The 23,785-nt window shown below is 44.7% G+C and carries 9 protein-coding genes and 1 pseudogene; 9 read left to right on the top strand and 1 reads right to left on the bottom strand.

What is annotated here, in order from left to right:
• Positions 1-107: 107 nt before the first annotated feature.
• Positions 108-2,618: a carbohydrate-binding protein gene (locus HMPREF9010_RS00580; RefSeq protein WP_008651900.1), complete on the bottom strand. Its 2,511-nt coding sequence runs from the start codon at positions 2,616-2,618 to the stop codon at positions 108-110.
• 380 nt (positions 2,619-2,998) lie between these two features.
• Here HMPREF9010_RS00580 and HMPREF9010_RS00575 point away from each other — a divergent pair, with 380 nt between their 5' ends.
• From HMPREF9010_RS00575 to HMPREF9010_RS25815, 9 genes and pseudogenes are all read left to right on the top strand, one after another.
• Positions 2,999-6,241 (top strand): glycoside hydrolase family 2 protein, encoded by a 3,243-nt coding sequence (locus tag HMPREF9010_RS00575; RefSeq protein ID WP_008651902.1) that lies wholly within the window; start codon positions 2,999-3,001, stop codon positions 6,239-6,241.
• Positions 6,242-6,276: 35 nt separating this feature from the next.
• Positions 6,277-8,538 (top strand): GH92 family glycosyl hydrolase, encoded by a 2,262-nt coding sequence (locus tag HMPREF9010_RS00570; RefSeq protein ID WP_008651903.1) that lies wholly within the window; start codon positions 6,277-6,279, stop codon positions 8,536-8,538.
• Between the two features lie 198 nt (positions 8,539-8,736).
• Positions 8,737-11,319: a hypothetical protein gene (locus tag HMPREF9010_RS00565; protein WP_008651904.1), complete on the top strand. Its 2,583-nt coding sequence runs from the start codon at positions 8,737-8,739 to the stop codon at positions 11,317-11,319.
• A gap of 448 nt (positions 11,320-11,767) precedes the next feature.
• A complete protein-coding gene (locus tag HMPREF9010_RS00560) occupies positions 11,768-15,046 on the top strand; it encodes a SusC/RagA family TonB-linked outer membrane protein (protein ID WP_032852984.1) in 3,279 nt (1,092 codons plus the stop codon).
• A gap of 11 nt (positions 15,047-15,057) precedes the next feature.
• Positions 15,058-17,046 carry a SusD/RagB family nutrient-binding outer membrane lipoprotein gene (locus tag HMPREF9010_RS00555; RefSeq protein ID WP_008651906.1) on the top strand — a complete coding sequence of 663 codons (1,989 nt, stop codon included), beginning with the start codon at positions 15,058-15,060 and terminating at the stop codon, positions 17,044-17,046.
• A gap of 22 nt (positions 17,047-17,068) precedes the next feature.
• On the top strand, positions 17,069-18,430 hold the full coding sequence (locus tag HMPREF9010_RS00550) for a glycoside hydrolase family 99-like domain-containing protein (RefSeq protein WP_004307110.1): 1,362 nt from the start codon (positions 17,069-17,071) through the stop codon (positions 18,428-18,430).
• A 30-nt stretch (positions 18,431-18,460) separates the two neighbouring features.
• The gene (locus tag HMPREF9010_RS00545; protein ID WP_008651907.1) at positions 18,461-20,290 is read left to right on the top strand and encodes a DUF5010 domain-containing protein; all 1,830 of its coding nucleotides are present in this window, start codon (positions 18,461-18,463) and stop codon (positions 20,288-20,290) included.
• A 44-nt stretch (positions 20,291-20,334) separates the two neighbouring features.
• On the top strand, positions 20,335-23,043 hold the full coding sequence (locus tag HMPREF9010_RS0124900) for a hypothetical protein (protein WP_198139076.1): 2,709 nt from the start codon (positions 20,335-20,337) through the stop codon (positions 23,041-23,043).
• A 587-nt stretch (positions 23,044-23,630) separates the two neighbouring features.
• Positions 23,631-23,785: pseudogene (locus HMPREF9010_RS25815) on the top strand (transposase family protein); the annotation flags it as partial.

Raw genomic sequence — 23,785 nt, forward strand, 5'->3', positions numbered from 1 at the left:
CAAATTTAGCAAATATCTGTAAGCCAACTATGATTATCTTTTAAAACCTTCATTTTAATGATCTTCAATTCTAATAGAAGCCTGATATGGAATATTGTTGATATAGTCTACCAAAATTCAAACCAATCAATATTCATCGGACTAAGTATGTGAATCTTCATTGTATGTGTACCGGCTGATAATTGCAGGTTCGATACTGCAAAATCATTGTATGTAGTCCAATTTCCCGTAGTTGTGACTACAGGATTCAACTGTGCTCCTCCATCAAAAGAAAGGGCAAACTTTCCATCCTTCTCCGCTGCTGCACGAACCTTGACTGTAGAAACCTTCTCCTGAACATTAAATGTATATTGAATCCAATCGCCACCGGAAGTATTACTTATATGAACAATATTATTACTTGCACTAATCGCTACTCCCTGATCGCTCCGGTAAGACTTAAAGTTGCCGGATGAAGCATTCTTAAAGCTATATTGTCCGTCATCAAAATCTTCCGCCTGAATGATACCGGGCACTTGACTGTGTCCTGCCCCAAACTTAATCCAATCGATATCAATATCCCCACTCTTTATACGAAAATCAATATATTGTTCGCCTGTTTCCAACTCTATTGGATACACTAAAGTCTCATTCCATACTCCGGCAGAACCGCTTAATACTATTTCACCAGTCTTATAAACTCCATTCACAGCAATACGGAATTTACCCCCCGAACGCTTCTGAAACATTCTGCAAGTAATACCATAACGTCCAGCCTCTTTGACGTTGATTGAATAACGCACCCACTCTCCCGATTTCATACCTTTAAGATAAGTGATTCCGTTTTGCGTTTCCTGTTGCATTCCTCCCTCCAACGGATTTTTATGGTATCCATAATGTTCACCGCCTGTATTGTAGTTTTCAGCCTGTATTACTACAGATGGCGTCATCCTCACTTCTACAGCCCGACCACTACGGGGACTCCCCCAGTTTTGTACCATCTTCAATTTATTATTCTGATCATACTCGATCGGATCGACACAAACCGAACGCAATGCTCCTTTTCCCGAATAATTAGCCGTATGATAAAAAGAATACCACCGACCTTTATACTCTACAATAGAGCCATGAGCCGTTTCTTCACCATGAGGATACATATATGCGCCGCATGGAGTGAATGGTCCCAAAGGATTGTTCGACATAGAATACTGCATCCGGTTACCTCCCTGACTACCCGCATGATTATCCGAATGGCTCAAATAATAGTTGCCTTTGTACTTATGTACCCAAGGTGCCTCATGAAAATCAGTAAAACCACTCAAAGGACTCATTACTCCATCCAGTTTAGTCCAGTCATCCTTGCGCAATTTAGCACCCCAACAGCCTTTGCCGGCACCGCTGGTATAAATATAAGGTTGTCCGTCATCGTCTACAAATACACAAGGATCAATCGTAGAAGGAATACCGTCAATCACTCCTTTCACCCTGAACTTTGCCGCAGGCTCCTTACTGGTTGCTACAAAGATGCGCCACGTATTAGCGTCAATCTTATGAGGGAAATAAAAATAATATAACTGTTCTTCTTTATTATAAGCACAATCAGGAGCCCACATAAAGCCATCGATTCCCATACCCACATGTGCTTTTACTGTGGCCGAATTCATGATCTCCCCATGATCCGTCCAGTTTTTCATATCCGTAGTGGAAAAAACATGGTATCTGTCCATGCGGTCACATCCTTGTGTCGGTTCCATATCATGTGAAGCATAAACATAAAGACGACCGTCTGCCCATACATGTGCTGAAGGATCGGCTGTATAAAGCGTTCCCGTAAATGAATTCTGATACATTTGCGAAGAGAAATCAACAAACAACGGATTATGCTCATAATAACTGTATCTTGGATACTCAAATTGAGAACCGTCTACTTTATCCCCGGTATATTCTCCGGTACGCGTAAACACAAACTTATCCAGATTCATACTCCCCGTAGTGCACCATCTCAATACATGCCTGCCCTCACTTAGTTGTACATTGGTTACCTTCACCGAATGTGAGTAGACACTCCATTCATCCTCCGGCGATTCTACGATCTGACCGGCAGACTTTCCGTCCACCTCAAAATAAAAGCTGGTCTTTCCCCCACCCGACACACAATAAGTATCAATGGAATAGGCTCCTGCCTGATTGACCTGTAGTGTATAACAAAGCCAATCACCGTTATTGACATTACCTATATTTATAACTTCTCCGCTTTTACTGATAGCCACTCCTTTCTCTGTACGGTAATCCTTATAATTTCCTGCCGTACTGTTTTTAAAAGAGAAAGAAATATCCTGCCCACCATCATCAAAATCTTCTGCTTCTATCACTGAAGACACTCCCGATATCACAGACAAACTATTTCCTTCCGAATCTTTTTTAAACGGAATTCCCCGATAATTGGTCAGATATTCCTCGCAACTGATCCCATTGTCATAGCGGTCATCAACATACTCATATTCATCGCCGCCATCGTCCCCCTGCCCCGGATCATCATTGATTGACGCACGTTCCTCCTTACAAGAATTTAAAGCAATCATTCCTCCCAAAAATAGTGGAAGAAAACACCTCAAAGTAAATAACAAATTGTGTCCCATAGTTTTTCTTTTTAATTAAATTGAACTCGTTAGATTTGTGATTGTAAAGATAGCATGAGGCGCTTACCTCCGTTATTAAAACCGGATTAACCAAGAATTAAAAAACAATTAAATCACTTAACAAGCAATTTTTCTTATCAATCATCCCCAAAAACAGTAAACCGGACACCGAATAAAATCATTTTCTCCATCAGTTTTTTTAGTTCCGCAAAGATGCTTGCCAAGGAATATTTGACCCTTTATTTAGAAGAAAAACAGATGTTTTATACAATTAATCACTTTTTAATCCCAGATTAAGCCCTTTCATTCCTCCTTTTTAATGCTTTTCCCTTTACTTTGCCGCTAACTAATAATATCCGAAAAACTATTAATATACAAATATGAAGAAGAATCTAATCCTATTGTGCAGCTTGCTGACAGGTTTTACCTTACAGCCCATACAGACAAATGCACAAACAGTGACTAACGATCAAAAGTTATTTTATCCCTACTCTTTTGCTCCCAGTGAAGGCTTGGTCAATAAAACCGAGAAAGAGCATCGTCAAGAGATTTGCCTGAATGGCTATTGGGATTTTCAACCCGTCTCTTTACCGAAAGAGTACAAACAAGGAAAAGGAGTAGCTCCCCAACTGTCCCTTCCGAAAGATGGCAACGGTTGGAGCAAGACACGTATAAAAATACCTTCTCCGTGGAATATCAATTCTTTCGGCTATCGCGATCTGGAAGGTCCCGACCATCGCAACTATCCTTCTTATCCTAAAGAGTGGGAACAAGTAAAAATGGCATGGATGAAAAAGAACATTACGATTCCCGCCAACTGGACAGGTCAGCAAATCAAACTTTACTTTGAAGCAGTGGCCGGATATTCCGAAATCTATATCAATCAAGAAAAAGTAGGTGAAAATTTCGATTTGTTTCTGCCGTTTAGCTTCGACATCACGGACAAAGTGACTCCCGGTGAAACAGTAGAAATTCTGGTAGGCGTACGTAGCCAGTCCTTATTCGAAGATAATTCGACTATCGGCCGCCGCATTGTGCCGGGAGGTTCTATGTGGGGATATCATATCAACGGTATCTGGCAGGATGTATATTTGCTGGCCTTACCCAAAGTTCATATAGAAGATGTATATATAAAACCATTGGTTGCCAAAAACACATTGGAAATAGAGGTGACCCTACAAAATAAAACCGACCGGAAAGCTGATATACAACTGCAAGGTAATGTCAGAGAATGGATAAATTGTGCCGGAACAGACATAAACTCTGCTCCCGTTCCTGCATGGACACTGGGTACGGAAGCATTACAGGTAGCACCGTTCAAAGTTACAGTTGCGCCTAATGCATCACAAAAAGTAACCTTACAAGTCCCCGTCAATGAAAACATACTGGAATACTGGACTCCCGAACAACCGAATCTGTATGCCCTGTTACTTTCCATAAAAGATAAAAAGCAAACCATCGATACAAAATACGAACGTTTCGGCTGGCGTGAATGGACATTGCAAGGAACCACACAATATCTGAACGGTAAACCTTATGCTTTACATGGAGACTCCTGGCATTTCATGGGTATCCCACAAATGACACGTCGCTACGCATGGGCTTGGTTCACTGCCATTAAAGGTATGAACGGAAATGCAGTCCGCCCGCATGCACAGGTTTATCCCCGCTTTTATATGGATATGGCAGATGAAATGGGTATCTGCGTATTGAATGAAACGGCCAACTGGGCCAGTGACGGCGGACCGAAACTGGACTCCGATCTCTTTTGGGAAGCATCGAAAGCACATTTGAAACGTTTTGTCCTGCGCGACAGAAATCATGCATCTGTTTTCGGCTGGAGTGTCAGTAATGAAAACAAGCCTGTTATCCTCCATGTATATAATCGTCCCGAACTAATGCCTGTTCAAAAGAAAGCATGGGAAGAATGGCGCGACATTGTACATCAGTACGACCCTACCCGCCCATGGATTTCAGCAGACGGTGAAGACGACGGTGATGGCATATTACCTGTAACCGTAGGACACTACGGAGACATCAACTCCATGAAGCGCTGGACCGAAATCGGAAAACCTTGGGGAATCGGTGAACACAGTATGGCATATTATGGCACGCCGGAACAGGTTTCCAAATACAACGGAGAACGTGCCTACGAATCACAGGAAGGGCGTATGGAAGGACTAGCCAACGAATGTTACAACCTGATAGCTAACCAACGCCGGATGGGTGCTTCATACAGCACTGTTTTCAACATGGCATGGTATGCACTGAAACCACTCCCACTCGGCAAAAAAGATAAAAGTAAAGCACCCAGTGTCAGCGAAGACGGCGTATTCTTCGGCGAATACAAAGAAGGTGTTCCGGGCGTCCAACCGGAACGCGTAGGACCTTATTGCACGACGTTCAATCCGGGTTATGACCCGACTTTACCACTCTATCAGGAATGGCCGATGTACAGTGCCTTACGTGCAGCCAACGCTCCGGGCGAACCGGCATGGTCTCCTTATGCAACAATCGACAAAAAGCAGTATCAGGCTCACAAAGCTACCAATACGGCTAAGAACTATAAAGAAGTAGTATTTATCGGTAATCCGGACAGCAAAGTAAAACAATTGATGGATGCGCAGGGAGTAATCTTCGCTTCCAAAACAACCATCCCTTCCTCACTGCTTTACATCGTGGATGGCAGCGAGGCTTTAAACGCCGCTACTCAAAAAGAAATTCAGAAGCAACTAGCCAAAGGCGCAGACTTATGGATATGGGGAATAACACCGGAAACCGTAGAGAAATACAATGAAATCCTACCTCTTCCCGTTGCACTAGATCCGCTGAAACGTTCTTCTTTCCTGCCTGTACAGAAAGCATGGATGCATGGGCTCAACAATTCCGACTTCTATTTCTGTGAACTTCAAAAAGCGGATGCCTCCAATTATTCGTTAAAAGGCGCATTTGTAGAAGAAGGTGAAGTTTTATTGAATGCCTGCAAGACCGACTGGCGCAAATGGAACAAACGTCCGGAAGAGATCAAAACAGCCGGAACAATCCGCAGTGAATACGAATGTACGTCTGCCACTCCGGTATTTGTTAAATATCAGCATGGCTCTTCCACTGTCTATTTGAATACATTGACTGAATTCGCCAATTCAGAAAAGGGATACAACACGTTGAGCATTATCCTGAAAAACGCAGGTATAAACTATCAGAAGCCGGAAATCAACATCAATGAAGTTTTCTTCCTGCGTGACGAACAAATGAACTTCCCGGTAGCAACCAAAGAAAAGTTTGTGAAAAAGAATAATGGTTGGGCATTGGAATTCTACGTATTTAGCCCACGTCCTTTGGACGACTTATTGATAGAACCCAATATGCCGAAACTCTCCTTGATGTTAAAAGCCAAAACCCGCGAGTTGTCCATCAATGACAAACCTTATGCAAGTCTGTCGCACGATGGACGTAACGAGGTTATCTATAAAGAGCTCCCTCTGTTGCAAGGCTGGAACAAACTGGTTATCACCATAGGAGACGGAGACCGGAATGACTTTAGCGGCTTCTTTCAATGTGACAACAAAAAGGATTTTCTCCCAACGTTGAAAGCTGCCTTTACCAATCCGGAAGCCAAATAAATGACTAATAAAAACGATTAAATATAAAAACTATCATGAAAATCTTACATTTCTGCGCTGCTATAACAATGGCTGCAATGTTAAGCGGATGCAATGGAGGGCAATCACAGACCGCCAACCGGACACCGGTCGATTATGTCAATCCATACATAGGGAATATCAGCCATCTGCTGGTTCCCACATTTCCTACCATTCAATTGCCAAACAGTATGCTTCGTGTCTATCCGGAACGTGCTGATTATACCACCGAATTGTTAAACGGACTGCCATTGATTGTCACCAATCACCGGGAACGTTCCGCGTTCAACCTTAGTCCCTATCAGGGGAAAGAACTGCAGCCGATCATTACCTACAACTACGATAATGAGCACCTCACGCCTTACTCGTATGAAGTGGATCTGAACGACAACAGCATGAAGGCAGAATATGCCCTCTCCCACCAGTCAGCTCTTTACCGGATCACATTTGAAGCGGACAAACCTGCCTATATCATTGTAAACTCCCGCAATGGTTCGATCCATGTAGGAGAGAATTTCATCAGCGGACACCAGCAGTTAAGTGCCAACACCAATGTGTATGTATATATTGAACCACAAGAAAAACCGGTAAGCACCGGCATCCTGAAAGATGGAGTCATCGAAGCCAGCAAAGACAATGCAGAAGGTATCAACGCTTGTGCGGCATGGCGTTTTGCAGATGGCACAACAACAGTCAGCCTTCGTTACGGCATTTCTTTCATCAGTGAAGAACAAGCGGAGAAGAATATGCGCAATGAATTGAAAGACTACAACATCAAAAATCTGGCAAAAACAGGACGCCAAATCTGGAACGAAGCCTTGGGACGTATCAAAGTAGAAGGAGGAACCGAAGATGACAAGACTGTATTATACTCCTCCTTCTACCGTACTTTCGAACGCCCGATTTGTATGAGTGAAGCCGGTGGTCGTTACTTCAGTGCTTTTGACGGCGAAGTACACGACGACAACGGCACACCTTTCTACAACGACGACTGGATTTGGGACACCTACCGCGCTGCACACCCGCTGCGCACGCTGATTGACCAGAAAAAAGAAGAAGACATCATAGCTTCCTTCCTGCTGATGGCGGAACAGATGGGAACAATGTGGATGCCTACCTTCCCCGAAGTGACAGGTGACTCACGCCGTATGAATTCCAATCATGCCGTTGCTACCATAGCCGACGCTCTCGCTAAAGGATTGAATGTAGATGCGGCCAAAGCCTACGAAGCCTGCCGGAAAGGAATTGAAGAGAAAACGCTCGCTCCCTGGTCGGGAGCTGCAGCCGGCTGGCTGGACAATTTCTACCGGGAAAATGGATATATCCCTGCTCTTCGCCCGGATGAAAAGGAAACCGACCCGAACGTGCATCCTTTCGAGAAGCGCCAACCTGTTGCCGTTACACTGGGAACGAGCTACGACCAATGGTGCCTTTCCCGCATCGCCGAAATATTGGGCAAGAAAGACGAAGCCGCCCATTACCTGCAATGTTCTTACAACTACCGGAATCTCTTCAACAAAGAAACAGGCTTTTTCCACCCGAAAGATAAGGAAGGCAACTGGATAACACCATTCGACTACCGTTATGCAGGTGGCATGGGTGCCCGCGAATATTATGGAGAAAACAACGGCTGGGTGTATCGCTGGGATGTGCCTCACAATGTAGCCGACCTGATTAACCTTATGGGAGGAAAAGAGCAGTTCATCGCCAATCTCGACCGTACCTTCAGTGAACCGCTGGGACGTAGTAAATATGAATTCTATGCACAACTACCCGACCACACAGGTAACGTAGGACAGTTTTCCATGGCAAACGAACCCTCCTTGCACGTACCTTATCTCTACAACTATGCAGGCCAGCCTTGGAAAACGCAGAAACGCATCCGTCAAATGCTGAAAACATGGTTCCGCAACGACCTCATGGGTATGCCGGGAGATGAAGACGGCGGAGGTATGACCTCATTTGTAGTCTTCTCCTCACTGGGCTTTTATCCTGTCACTCCCGGAGCACCGGTCTACAATATCGGAAGTCCACTTTTCACCCATGCAGAGATAACACTCAGCAACGGTTCCGTATTTGAAATCGAGGCTCCGAATGTTTCCGAAGAAAATAAATATATCCAATCGGCTACGCTGAACGGTCAAAAATGGGAGAAACCCTGGTTTCACCATGACGACTTGAAAAATGGAGGCAAATTAGTACTGACAATGGGCAACAAACCTAATAAGACATGGGGCAGCGGAGCAAATGCCGCTCCTCCTTCTGCAGACGATAAATAGGCTCTATCCGGTTGATATGAAGATGTCGCAAAATAGAATTTTCATTTTCTACATTCTATTTTGGGACATCTTCATGTTTCATTAAACGTATGATACGTAATAGCAAACAATTGTTTCAAAGCATTGCCTTATAAATAAACTCCGTTTTTTGGGTATATCATACAGTTTTTTGTATTTTTGCACTATAAATAAAGTACTATGAGATATCAACTACAAATCTTGCTCTCCGTCCTGCTTTGCATGGTAGGCAAAGTGGACGCATCTTCTTTGTATGATTATGGACTTTCTCTTAAATCCCATGCAGTACCGGGCATAGAGAGGACAACCTTGTACTTGGACGATAACCAACCTTTCTCTATAAAAAACGATTTTATCATTTCATTTCAAATGTATGTACGCGCCAATGAGCATGACTTTGGAACCATTCTCCATCTGCATACAAACACCAACCAATTTATTCGTTTCTCATTTGTGGCAGGTGAAGAAAGACATTTTCCGGCATTGGTACTCAATGAGGGCATCATCAACATAAACAGTCCCATCGAACGGGAAAAATGGCTGGATGTCTCGTTGCACCTGCGTTTGAAAGATAATGTAATTGAAATAGATTACGACAATAAAAAAATATCAGCGATGGCTCCCTTGCAAGGAGTGAAAAGCGTAACGGCTTTGTTCGGACAGATGAAAGAATATCTTTCGGACGTAGCTCCCATCGACCTTCGCAATGTAACCATCACACAAGATGGAAAACAGATACGTGAATGGAAACTGTGGAAGCACAATGATACCGTTTGTTATGATGAAATAGAAGGAGCTGTGGCACGTGCCATCCATCCGGTATGGCTGATAGACAATCATATTGAATGGAAACTTGTTCATCAGGCTAAAATCCCGGGAAAACTGGACGTAGCTTTCAACGCTCGCGAAGCCTTATTCTATTTAGTCAGATCCCAATCAATCGATGTATTGGACGAAAACGGAACTTTGCAGAAGGAAATTGCAATACGTGGAGGCTATCCGGCGGTAGAATTCCCCAATCATCTCTTATACGATACTTTAAGCAATAAATTAGTGTCTTATTATCCCAAGAAAGGCATCACGTCCCGTTTTTCATTTGATACTGAAAGATGGAGTAATGAGATACGTAACACGGAAGAAGCCAGCAACTACAATCATGCCAGAACATTCAATCCGGCAGACTCTTCCTTCTATTTCTTCGGTGGTTATGGTTTCTACCAATATCGCAACGATCTCTACCGGATGAAGTACAGCACTAACCAAATAGAACAAGTAGAATACGAACGTCCCCTTTACCCCCGCTATTCAGCTGCAATGGCCATAGTGGGTGATGAACTATACATCTTTGGTGGTAGAGGAAACAAGTATGGCAAGCAGGAATTGAGCAGCCATTACTATTGGGGATTATGCGCCATCAATCTGAAAAACAAGCAATCACGCATAGTCTGGCAAAAGAACCAACCCCAGGAAGAAGGTACTATCATGGCCTCTACCATGTATTTCGAACCCTCGGATAGTTCTTTCTATGCTGTTTCGACAAATAAAGGAGGTGTATTATGGAAGATTTCAATGAAAGATTCTGTCTACTCGGAAGTATCCAAACCCATCTATAATGAATCAACTTATCAGGATAGTGATTTCAGCCTCTATACTTCCCCGTCTCATGGAAAATTATTCTTGGTATTAGATAAAATACTAAGCAACCATACACATGAGCTGGCAATCTACTCCATCAATATGCCCCTCGTGAACGAGGTGGATATCCGCCAGTCAACCGCCGGAGAGAGCATCAACAACCGATGGTACCTCTATGCCATTGGAATCTTGCTATTACTCGTCTTAGCCGGTTTTGTACTTTATCGTTTCAAATACAACGGCAAAAATAAAAAGGCACCTGCCACAAAGAAAGGAACAGAGAAAACTGTTGCCACCACCGGCAAAGTCCAGAGCCAATCTGACGTACCAGAGTCTAAAACCATACCGAAAAAAGAATGGATGCAAGAGAGTGAAACAATCTTCACAGAAACAGTCAACTATTACGACCGCAGTCGTGCATCTATTTCTTTGTTGGGCTGTTTCAATGTACGCGATAAAGATGGAAACGACATCACTTCCAACTTTACTCCCCGTTTGAAGCACCTGCTCATTCTATTGATCCTCTATACGGAGAAAAATGCGCAAGGTATTCTGGCTTCCAAAACAACAGAGATATTATGGCCTGAAAAAGAAGAAACCGCCGCCCGTAATAACCGCAACGTAAACCTGCGCAAGCTACGAGTACTCTTGGAAAGCATCGGAGATATGGAAGTAATGATAGAAAACAATTTCCTGCGTATAAAATGGGGAACGGGTGTTTTCTGTGATTATCACACCCTGATTACCTGCACCAAACAATTCGAGCAGGAGAAAAGTGAAGAACTGTTGAACCGAATCCTGGAAATACTGCTATACGGACCTTTACTCCCCAACACGATTCTTGATTGGCTGGACGACTTTAAGGACGACTATTCCAGTTATTCCATCGACTTGCTGAAGAACTTGCTGGACATTGAAATCAGCCGGAACCATCAGGACATGATTATCCGCCTTGCCGACATCATGTTCCTGCACGATCCACTAAATGAAGAAGCATTGGCAGCCAAGTGTTCCGTGCTAGTCACACAGGGAAAGAAAGGTATTGCCCGAAACCTGTACGACCGCTTCTGCAAAGAGTATCATGACTCCATGGGTGAAACTTATAAAGTCCCATTTGCCGACTTATAACCCGGACGACAAGCTATTTTTTTAATTAAATTTTCTCTCCCTTTTCCCTGAACCACCGATAAAGTTATCAAGATTTAGAGAAAGGAGAGTTTCTTTTCATACATTCCACACCACAAACCTGAATAAACCGAGTAATATTCCTCTTTGCTCATAACTTTATTTTCACTTAATACAAAGGGTAAGCATCTGTTTGTGAAGGATTATAAGAAAAAAAGACTTAATTCACATTTAATTGTTTTTTAATCCCCAATTAATCGCAAACACCACGCTTTTTTTATCGGTTCACAGTTCTTTTGCTGAAAATTAATCTTAAAAACATAACAGTATTATGAAGCAAGAAAGAACGCCTTAATCTAATTCGAATGATGAAACCTATAATAAAAACAGGTTCTCTCATCCGACTGATTCTTTAACTTAGTGATTATTCATAAATAAATTCATGAAAAGCATGAAACAACGATTTTCTCAGCACATGAGATACTATGAAAGAAGTCTCATTTTAATTTTAATGCTGTTCAGTGCTTCGGTAATGCAGGCGCAGAACCGGACAGTGAAAGGAACAGTATCCGATGCACAAGGTGAGCCTATTATCGGTGCTAATGTAGTGATAGTGGGTGGTACAAAAGGGGTGATAACCGATCTTGATGGTAAATACTCTATTCAAGTCCCGGAGAACGGCGCTGTGTTGAAATTCTCTTATATTGGTTTTAAAACAAAATCATTCAATGTAGTAAAAGGAAAGAATGTATTAAACGTGACCTTGGAAGAAGATGCTGTGATGCTGGAACAGACAGTGGTAACAGCGATGGACTTACGCCGCGATGAAAAATCTCTTTCTACCGCCTTCCAGAAAATGGATGTGGAAAGCATGACCGAAAACCGGGATGCCGGATTCGTAAACATGCTGGCAGGTAAAGTGGCAGGATTGCAGGTGATCTCCAATGGTGCCGCCGGTTCAGCCACCGTACGTATCCGTGGTGCCAACTCCATTTCCGGTAACAACCAGCCACTTTATGTAATCGACGGTGTACCTATTATTAATGATGTGACCGGTGGTGAAATCGACTATGGTAACCCGGCTAACAGTATTAACCCCGATGACATCGAAAACATCGTTGTTCTGAAAGGAGCCAACGCTTCCGCACTTTATGGTTCGGACGCAGCCAACGGCGCCATCCTGATTACCACCAAGAAAGCCGGTCAAAGAAGCGGACTGGGAGTTACCTACTCCACAAACGTTCAGTTCACCGAATTTTCCCAATATCCCATCTATCAAAATATATATGGTGGCGGACACATCAACCGTTTTGAAAACAACAAAGCCAACTCGTTCAATGGGAACGTCAAAGTGCCTTACGACCCGAACATGCCTTACGGCATCCAACGGATGGGCGGTTACGACAATTCCCGTTCATGGGGTATGCCGATGTTAGGTTTCCAAGTAGTAGGACGCAACGGAGAACTCAAATCCTACGTTCCTACCCCGGCAAACACCACCTCCATGTATCAGACTGCCTACTCCTGGACGAACAGTGTTTCTATAGAACGCGCCACCGAACATATCTCCACCCGTATCGGCTTCACCAACCTGCGGAGCGATGACGTATTGGAAGGATTGAACAACCTTACCCGCAACGCTTTTAACGTGCGTTCCAACGTGAAACTGACAAAGTCGCTGGACGTCGACCTGAACGGTCGCTATACGCACGAGAATGTAAAGAACCGTTCTTACCGTAACAATTCCGACCGTAACCCTATCTATACACTTATGGATATGCCCCGCGACCTTTCCATACAGGAAATGTATCCCTGGAAAGACGAGAACGGAAAACCGACCGCCCTTCAATTCAAGAGTCCGGTGTGGATGCTGAACGAACTTTCCAACCAGGATAAGAAAGAATGGTTACTAGCGGACGTAACAGTCAACTACAAAATCACCAAAGACCTGAAACTGCGTCTGAAAGCCGCCCTCGACCTAAATATGAAAGAAGGATACGAATTTCGCAATATGTACACTCCGGGGGATGCCGACGGATTCTACAAGGAGTTTACCGAAAAATCACGCAACTATACTTACGAAACCATGCTTTCTTACAACAAGACCTGGAAAGACTTCAACATATCCGCCAGTGTGGGTGCCAACTCGCAGGACTTCCTGTTCAAGAAACAAAACTCGGAAATCGGCACATTGGCCACTTCCGACTTTATCTCTCTCACTAACAACGGTGCTACCGTCAAATCCTGGCCGGAGTATAACGCGAAGAAAAAGCAGGCTGTCTACGGAACCGCCAGCATAGGTTACAAAGATTTCATCTACGTGGATGTAACCGGACGTAACGACTGGTCGTCTGCCCTGCCTTCCGACAACCGTTCTTATTTCTACTCCTCTTACGGTGTCAGCTTCGTACTGACGGAGTTAGTGAAGAGCATTCCTAAAGACTGGTTATCCTATGCCAAGATTCGTGGTTCTTACGCCAAGGTAGGTAACGATACCGGCTTCGACCAGTTGTTGAACGGATTCAGTTACAATACTTCTTATCTGGGAGACATGGCATGGTTTGAAAGCGAGAACAAGCGCAAGACCAACTCATTGAAACCGGAAAGCACTACATCTTTCGAGACAGGTTTGGACCTTCGTTTCCTGAAAGACCGTGCTTCCTTAAGTTTCACCTACTACAACAAGAACACCAAAAACCAAATTCTGACTTCCACCATCAACGGTGTAAGCGGCTATGGAGAAGCCTTGTTCAATGCCGGTGAAGTTAAGAACTGGGGATATGAAGTAACACTAGGTGTCGTTCCTTTCAGAAATAAAGACTGGGAATGGAAAGTGGACATCAACTGGGCTAAAAACAACTCGGAAGTGGTTTCGCTAGCCAACGGTATGGACTACATGACACTGACTACCGTACAAAACAGCGTGGAACTGCGCATTGTGAAAGGTGAGCCGCTAGTCAGCCTCTACTGCCGCGAGCCGTGGAAGACCAATGACGAAGGACAAGTGTTGGTGGGAGCCAACGGCCGTCCCTTGTCAGGTGAAGCTAAATTCCTTGCCAGCGTAGAACCGAAATGGACAGGCAGTATCCGTACTTCCCTCCGTTGGAAGGATTTGACATTCTCTGCCATGTTAGATATCCGTATGGGCGGGCACGTATGGTCGGAGACAGCTTTCCAGTCTTCCCGAAACGCGCAATCCATCATGTCACTGGGCGGACGTACCGAACACCTGTTCTCTGACTTGATTCTGAATGAAGGCGACCAGACCGGTTATCTCGGTATTCTCGACCCTAAATACGTCCCCAATGGCAAGAACAACATCTACATGGACGCTTCGCGCCCGAAAGGCATGAATATCCCCGGAGCCGTTTATGACAGTTCCGTACCGGGACTGGCGGGACAACCTTGCCAGGCTTGGATTAAGCCGATTGACTATTGGACCAACGACAGCGGTAAAAACGGCGAACTTTATTTGTACGACGCTTCTTACGTGAAACTGAAAGAAATTTCTTTAGGGTACAACATTCCCAAGAACTGGCTGAGAAAGATAGGTTTCATACAATCCATGAGAGTTTCCGCCGTAGGTAGGAACGTAGCTATTCTTCATCAGAAAACGCCGAAAGGAATTGACCCGGAAGCCACTTCTTCCATGGGAATCCAACAAGGTTTGGAACGAGGCTTCAACCTGCCAACTTCCAGTTACGGTTTCGATTTTAAAATAACTTTTTAACAGCGATGACGATGAAAAAGTACTTATATACACTATGCACTGCAGCCCTATTGGGACTGGCGACATCTTGCGTGGATAGTTTCGACGCAACCAACCAAAACCCCAACAAGCTATATTTGGATGAGATTGACATTCAGAAGATATTTCCGGGCACTATCTACAAATCCCTGGACGTATTATCCGAAATGAACTATAACTACTACGCCTACATGGCACGTTACGTAGTTTCCTGGACAAGCCCGCAAAGTTCGGACAACGTAGGCGACAGATTCTATAACTTCTACAAGAAAGTCCTGGGCGACGTAGCCATCATGGAACAAAAATATGACCGGGATACCAACGGCAACTACTGGGCGATACTGACCACTTGGAAAGCCTACCTCTACTCCGTACTGACCGGAACTTGGGGACCTATCCCTTTGGATTCTGCCTGCAAAGAGACTTACGGAAACGTATATTACTACAACAGCGAAGCCGAAGCATATATGCAAATACTCCGCTGGCTGGACCAGGCAGTGGAAACTTTCGACCCGAACGGAACGAAAATGGTGAAAGACCCGTTCTATCCGTCTGCCGGCGGTGACAGCGACATTGAAAAATGGCGCAAGTTTGCCAATACCCTGCGTCTGGACGTGGCTATCCGCATGATGAACATGAAGAAAAGCCCCGAAGCCATCTCCATGGCACGCGAGCAGATAGAAAAAGCGTTGAACGAAAACAACCGCAACTACCTGTTCAGTTCCAACAGCGACAACGCAGCCGGACGCTACGGAACCGACCCCAATGCCGACGTATCCTTATATTACAACCGTATCCTGAAAGAGTTCGACTTGGGTACGAAGCTGGAAACAGAGATAGGCGGCCTGACATACCCGGCAATGAACGAATACTTCTTCTGCTATATGCGTTCCTACAAAGATCCTCGTCTGAGCAAGTACGCGCAAACATCACGTATCAACGAGAGCGGTGACTACCGTGCGGTAGTAAGAGATTCCCTATGGTCCGTAGCAGAGCAGAAATATATCCAGGTGTCCTATAGAATACCGTTCCTGCCCCGCTTCGAATTGAAACAGACTCCAACCGGATGGATTGTAGGCAAGGATGAACATAACAACAACCTTCAGAGCCTTTACTCCACAGCTTCTGTCAGCATCGAGGGGTATACATACGCCCTGATTCATCGTGACTTCATCAAGCAGGATGCTACAGTGAAACTGCTGACATGGGCGGACGTAAACTTTATGCTCTCCGAAATCCAGTTGCGCAAAGACGAATGGGGATTGAACGTGGCATTACCGCAGAGTGCCGAACAATACTACTACAACGGCATCAGTGCTTCCATGAACGAGTATGGCGTCACCAGCGGAGTATCCGAATATATCGAACGCAACGGTATCAAATGGAACACCAACGGACTAGGATGCCGCGACTACCGTGCCTTCTATAAAGCCGACATCAACGGAAAAGGCGGTTACAAGAACAATCTGGAACAGGTATGGAAGCAACGTTACATCGCCGACTACTTCAACGGATTCGCCGGATGGACACTGGAACGCAGAACACGTGTGATGCAATATCCGCCTATCTTCTACAACGGAACTCCGAACAACTACGGAACCTATGGTGCCAACCAGTTCGACCCTGTGCCCGAACGCCTGCAATATCCTACGGACGAACGTAACTGGAACATGAACTATTATCGTGAAGCCTGCCGTATGTTGCAATCCACTTCGCTCGTACCCCGTTCCGACGGCAACTATAATGACAATTTCTTCACTCCGTTGGGTATCGGTGGTCCATACAACCAGGAAGGCTTGTACGAACGTTGGAAAGGTGGTCAGTTGATGTATAACAACGAAATGGTAGCCCATTGGTATGGCGACACAATTGAAGAGTTTGTCGAAAATGTACTCGAAGACTATCCCGAATACGCTTCCCTGCAAGGAGAAGAACGTCTGGCGGCAAGTATCAAGTGGGTACGCATAGAAGATAATAAATAATATAATAAACAGATAGACAGTTATGAAACTAATGAAATACATTACCGGATGCTCCGCAGCCTTACTACTTCTTGCAGCATGCAGCAAGGAAGAAGGTCCGAGCGTCGATGACTACTTCCTGAACTACGAGATTCCGGAAATTCCCGTCACCGAAGATTATCAGGTGGGCATCTTCTACTACAAGGGGAATGACATTACCACCAGACCGAATGGTGACGCTAATTTCACCCGTTGGGAACTTCTGACGCTGACCGACAAGGAACTGAGCACCAAGAACAACTACAACAACCTGACACCGCAAGTAATGCCCGAATCACAAAAGGACGGCTATCTGCAACCGGACGCAGGAAGCCAGAGCTATCGCATGATACCAATGGTACAGCAGCATGTAGACGACTGTATCGAAGCAGGAGCGAACTTTATAATCCTGCCCGAAGTAGGCGCTGACCTGGGCAAGGGTCCCGGTACAGAAATCAATCAGGGAGATTCACTGTTCGTCACAATGATGCTGGGACGCTCCGGCAGAGGCGGCAAACGCCTGCCGATGCCACACCTCGGTCAACCGGGAGTAGACTTCGTAGACTTGAAAACAATGAAAATAGTAATTTCGGTCAACTGGAACAACATTGTCGACCTGCCTCCTACCCTTTCTTCAAGCAACTGCATCGAAACGGCAGCCGGAAAGGTATATGACGGTGTCACCTACACCCGCCAACAACTACTGAACAATTTCTTCAGCAAAATAGGCTGTTACTTCTCCGACGACCGTTACTACAAGCTTGGTGGCACGCGCCCGGTGGTTTACATCAAGAACAAGACAGGCGAAATCTACGCGCAAGAATCCAAAGCAATGTATGATGGTATCCGCAAAGCAGTGAAAGAAGCTACCGGTTACGACATTTACATCATGGTGGAAAGTGCTGATGTATGGTGCAACCAGATGCGTTACCAATACTTCTACATGGAAGGTTGCGTAGACGCCGTAGCCAGCCGCAATATGTACGACCAGTCAGAGATGAGCCGTTCCTATATGTACCCGCAGATGATAGATCAGAACTGGAAGTACAACCGTGAAACAGCATTGCCCGCTTTCGGTGACGGCAGTATGGAGTTCGTACCTTGCGTCGGTCCGGCATGGAACAAACTGGTGCAGGACGGTCGCGGTTCCATCGGTAACACTCCGATTGTGAAGAAAGACGCCGCCACCTACCGTACCATGTGCAACGTAGCCAAGATGAATGCCGGACGTAACCGGTTAATTCTTATCGACTCCTACAACAAGTACAACTTCGACTCTTTCATCGAGCCGACAGTAGAAGGATATGGCAACGGATATGGCAGGACTTACCTGGACATCACCCGGCAGCAATTCAAGAAAAACTAAGAATGTTAACTTTTTAATGATAGAAAGAATATGAAAAATAAATATTGGAAATACATTTGTCTGCTGGGCTTGGGCGCTTTCTGCTGGACGTGCTCGGACGACAATCCGAATGACGGTCCGGACGGTCCGGGTTCTGAAGGCGGACAGGGAACGGAACAGGAAATCGTACGTTCTTACAAAATAGGTACACTGGCAGGATTCGAAGGCAACTTGCGCCAGAAGATGGACAAGCCCAGCACCGACGTTTCCACCATGCACAACCGTTCATTATTCTGCCGCTACGTTGCTTCTGCTTACCCGGAAGCACAGGACGACCAACCTTATCCCGGCCCGATTACCGAAGCCGACTGGTGGGATAACTTTGTAGAGGAAATCGCTTACAGTGGTCAGGATTATGTTGCAATGAACTGTCGCGGCGAAGCCAACAAGGACATTGACCACGGACGCCCGGACAAACTCCATGACCTGATGGCAGCTATCAAGCGCAAAGGTGTGGAACACGAGTTTAAAATCGCCATCTTCGACGATACGCCTGCTTCATGGTCGGCTGCGCGCAACGCGCACAAAGGCTACGGTTATGACAACAAGCCGTTCAAGAACGGCAGCCGTGTAGAAGGTTCACACTATCCGTTACTGTTCCTCGACCCCGAAAAAGAGGATATGAAAGGTGCGGACAACGATTTCCGCAAGGAAGTGTACTACTACATCTGGGATGCCAACCTGAAACCCTCGTTCGAAAACGTACCACGCGACTACTGGTTCGAGATAGACGGACGCCCGGTTATCCTGTTCTGGAATCCTAACGGCTTCCTGCAGGACAGTTACCTTAGCGAGCTGATGAAGAAAGACCCGGCAAAATACAAAAGTACGACCGGGCTTGATGAAACAAAATCGGATGCTTACAACGGCAAGTTGAGCTATATCCTGAAGTGCATCAGCGACGATTTCAACAGTACGTTCGGCGTGCGCCCATTCCTTATCATCCAGCGCGAATGGACCGACCGCGACTTCTCATTGGTGAACTGCCCCTATCTGGACGGTATTCACAACTGGTTTGCCGTTCCCACTATGGATATGTCAGAAGAAGTGTACAACGAGAACTTAATCTACAACACCTATATCTCCGCCTACAACTTCAAGGGTTTCAGTGTAGGCAGCGGATGCCCGGGCTTCGTGCAAGGTGACCTCGCCCGTCCGAACTGGCAGTTTATCGATGCCGACCACGGTCGCTACGCAACCAAGATGATGGAATCGTTCTTAGCCAAAAAACCTGATCTCGTATTTCTGGAAGGATTTACCGACCTTGCCGAAAACGCAGCCTGGTGGCGCAGTTCGGATAAAATCTACTACGACTATCCCAACCAACGCATCAACCTGCTCCGCAAGTACAGCAACCGTCCTTTCCCGACCAGACAGAAATTGGAAGCGGAAGCCTGCGACTATTGTTTCAACGGTTCGGTTTCGGGCAATAAGATAGAAACGCTGTTGATGGAAACAGAAATGAACAATGCTCCCGAGCAGGGCGTGGTGAAATACTGCAACGACACGAAGTACAACGGTGGTTGGCACGCCAACCTCACTTCCGGCAGCTTGAACACATTGAGATGGAAAGAAATACCTTTCCGAACCGGAACATCCACTATCCGCTTCCGCTACTCCAGCAATAACGCAGCCAGCGTACGTTGCCAAATTGGCGACACAATGACCCAAAGCGTAAGTCTCCCTGTCACAGGCGGCGCATGGGAAGAAACCGAAGTAGCCGTTTACTCTCGTGACGCACGTGGATATGCCGACTTCAACCTGATAGTGACCGAAGGTGACATCAGCCTGAACTATGCAGAGATTATCGCAGAGAAATAAAGAAATTAGAATAGTAAAATATGTACCAAACTAAAAATTTACCTATGATGAACAAAAGAGTATTAAACAGTTTTCTCTATGGAACACTGTTGTTTTCATTAGGAACAGGAGTTGTTTCCTGTAAGGATTACGACTCGGATATCGAAGGTCTGAACAACCGCATCACAACCGTTGAGTCCGACATGGACAGATTCAAAGAAAAGATTGAAGCTGCGTTGAATGCTAACCTGACCGTACAAAGCTGGTATCCCAGTGAAGACCAGTCGCAATATACCATCGTATTGAGCAATGGAGACGAGTTGTATGTACAGGCTTCCAATAAAGCCACCCCTTTCTACCAGTTCAAGGTGGAAGAAGGCACATGGAGATATACCAAAGACAAAGGTGCGGGCTGGTATAAAGTGTTGACATTCGGTACCGAACAGGAAATTCCCGGAACAGACAAAGACCAACTGTATTATGACAAGAGCAACGGTTATATCTACATCCAGAAAACGGAAGGACTGGTGCAAACCACTATCACCGCAGACAAGGATACACCGATTTTGGCAGAGAACAAAGAGAATAAAACACTTTCCGTCTATATATACGGCGAAAACTATATTCTTCCCGTACAAGGTGGCGGTTTCAGCGGTATCAGTTCCATTCTCTTCCAAAAACAATTCGTGTTCGAAGAAGATGAATTCCTGGAAGCAGCCAGCTACACCAATACGCAAGGCAAAGTGGTTACTGCCCATACAGCTACCGCCAAGTTCAAGATTCTACCTAAAGACATTGATTTGTCCGAAGCCGACTTCCAGTGCGCGGATATTCACGAATTGAAGCTGACACGTGCGGAAGCGCCCCAACTGTTAGTAAATACAACTAAGAAGTTAGACGAAAACGGCATCTTGAGCGTAGAGTTGACTCCAAGTAACATGACGGCTCCTTACTACGGTGCAGTACTGGAAATCACATTGGACAAGACGACTACAAGTTCCAACTACTTCGTGGTGAAACCGACTTCCTACAGTGCCAACAACGGCGTGTTCGCTTATCGTGAGACACGTACGGTTTATCAGAACTCGGAATCCTTGAAATTCGTCAGCACCGAAAGTCTAGACCTTACCAGGACAATAGGCTGGGGATTCGGTGAAAACGAAGAAGTGAAGTTTGTGGACGAACTGGGATTCAGTGAACTCTCAGTTGCAACCACTTATGAGTTGACAGAAAACCCGAACAATACATTCGAAGTTACTGATAAAGGTGTATTAACTGCCAAAGCTGCTAACAGGTCGGGTAAAGTCAGAATAACTTATACCGTTGCCGAAGAGGAATTCTCTAAAGAAGTATTGATTTACTCACAGGATGAAGCGACCGCTAAGAACGGTATCGAATTGAGAAGTACAACAGTATCGTTGAGTGACATTGAAAGTCTGTACAAAGGTACAAAAGCCTTCATTGTGCAGAATGCCCAAACAACAATGGAAAATCTTGGTGTCACTGCGTCCAAAGCATGGAAACTGGGTACTCAAGCCAATGGCGGCAATTGGGAAGCTATCCCGATGACTACCAACCTTGCAACGATTACACAAGACACTGAGTTAGCTAATGGTGAAGTATGCCTTTACTACGATGCCGCCCAAAAGACCAGTTATCTGTTGGTAGGCCCTCAAGCTGATGGCATAGAAGGCGCTAACCTGTTCGCTATGAATGATGAAGGAACAGACAAAGCTCCTTTCACTCTCAATGAGAAAGAAGTGGGATTGTATGTAGGAAATGTAGGTACGAAGTATGTAGTGGAAGCTCCGACCGCAAAAGAGGAACTGGCTATTCAAATGTATGTAAAAGCCGGTATTGACCATCCGGATACTGACCCGAATCAGAATATACGTATATTAGGCAAGAAATTGGCAATCCCCGGTGTGTATGATGAAGAACTGGGTTACCACTTCAACGAGTTGGATTTGCGCACTACCTTGTATAATTTCAAACCTGCTGACGCTGATTTCAAAATCACATTGAATAGAGACGACCAGAATGACAAAGTAAAAGAAAAATGGGATACTAACTTCAAATGGGATGCCGACAACTATACTTTAACATTAAGTCCGGTATGGGCTCTGTATAACTTCAACTTCAACGACAAGAAAGTGAGTGATATGACAGAAGCCAATAATGGTGTCAAACTCTCTTGGACATTCAATGCCGGTAAGGGAGAAACTACCTCTAACGGAAATGAACAGTGGTACATCAAAGACCCGGTTCGCCAGCCGGGTGAAAACACAATCTACATGGGGCTTGACAAACAGCCAAACGCAACGGGAGTCATCAGTACAGATTATGAAATCAAAGTATCTGAAATAACGGGCGACCCGGAAAAGAAGAAATTGTCAGATTTGGAAGTAGGCAAAGTGTATAAATTCGGAGATTACTTCAAGAATCACAATTTCTGGGTAAACGGTTGTTCATGGGATGTTTACGGCGGTCCTAAAAATCTTACCGGAAAGAATCTTCCTGTATTAATAAAATATGATTTTGCCACAAATAAACTTGTGATAACCGATTATGCAAAGAAATACTTTGGCAAAAGAAGGTGTGAATTAAAGTTCCAGCCACAAGGCAATGAGACTACTGCCGGTTTGGAGATTGACAGTGACGAACAGACATTCAAATTAAAGTTAGTTCCGACAACGACCAATTTTCAAATAAAGATTGATTATAATACCGACTTCTCAAATCAGAACCTGTTCTTCAGAATCGTTGAGGGGTAAATCTTAATCTCTGTACAAACCAGAGTAATGAAGATTACTCTGAATAGAGATGCTATCAAACAACCATGCCGTGAAATCGCAAGTCTGTTACAGACCTCGAATTCCGGCATGGCTCTTTTATATTTCATGTAACCTTTTACATCAAACTCACCACAAGATATTTTTTTCAATGTATACAATAAGGATTTCCACTGCATAGAATAAGAATTTTGAGTGCAGTAAACTGCAAGAGTTTATGCAGTCAGGTAGTTGTCACCTTGCTATGTGACTATTATCACCTTGTAAAGTGATAAATGTCACCTTATAAGCTGACAATTGTCACTTTATAAAGTGACTATCTATATAAAAAAGACGCAGGGCAGACGCATTATATTTTTTACTATATTCTCGTTTGTAATTTCCTTACTATATTGTTGGTTATTAACATATTATCATTTGCTAATGTCGATTATTTTCCTTATCTTTATAAGATATATTAAAACATAAACTAACATGAAAATTGGCATAATTGACCTTTGTAAACAAATAGAAGATCCTAGGATGAACCGCAAAAAGTACATAAAATGGAAACTATTATCTATATATCCATTGCTGCTGTAATCTGTGGCGCTCAATCCTGGAATGAGATTGAGGAATTTGGCAATGCGAAAATTGCTTTTTTCAAAAGTCGCATACCTGGTCTGGAGTTCATCCCTAGTCATGATACTTTTAATAGATTCTTCAGTATAATAAAGCCCGAGTA

This window comes from Bacteroides sp. 3_1_23 (genome assembly GCF_000162555.1).
Lineage (GTDB): Bacteria > Bacteroidota > Bacteroidia > Bacteroidales > Bacteroidaceae > Bacteroides > Bacteroides ovatus.

Bases quoted from the DNA above. Each gene is read 5' to 3' on its own strand.
- HMPREF9010_RS00580 (WP_008651900.1), bottom strand. From the start codon at position 2,618: ATGGGACACAATTTGTTATTTACTTTGAGGTGTTTTCTTCCACTATTT.
- HMPREF9010_RS00565 (WP_008651904.1), top strand. From the start codon at position 8,737: ATGAGATATCAACTACAAATCTTGCTCTCCGTCCTGCTTTGCATGGTA.
- HMPREF9010_RS00545 (WP_008651907.1), top strand. From the start codon at position 18,461: ATGAAAAATAAATATTGGAAATACATTTGTCTGCTGGGCTTGGGCGCT.
- HMPREF9010_RS00555 (WP_008651906.1), top strand. From the start codon at position 15,058: ATGAAAAAGTACTTATATACACTATGCACTGCAGCCCTATTGGGACTG.
- HMPREF9010_RS0124900 (WP_198139076.1), top strand. From the start codon at position 20,335: ATGATGAACAAAAGAGTATTAAACAGTTTTCTCTATGGAACACTGTTG.
- HMPREF9010_RS00570 (WP_008651903.1), top strand. From the start codon at position 6,277: ATGAAAATCTTACATTTCTGCGCTGCTATAACAATGGCTGCAATGTTA.
- HMPREF9010_RS00560 (WP_032852984.1), top strand. From the start codon at position 11,768: ATGAAACAACGATTTTCTCAGCACATGAGATACTATGAAAGAAGTCTC.
- HMPREF9010_RS00550 (WP_004307110.1), top strand. From the start codon at position 17,069: ATGAAACTAATGAAATACATTACCGGATGCTCCGCAGCCTTACTACTT.
- HMPREF9010_RS00575 (WP_008651902.1), top strand. From the start codon at position 2,999: ATGAAGAAGAATCTAATCCTATTGTGCAGCTTGCTGACAGGTTTTACC.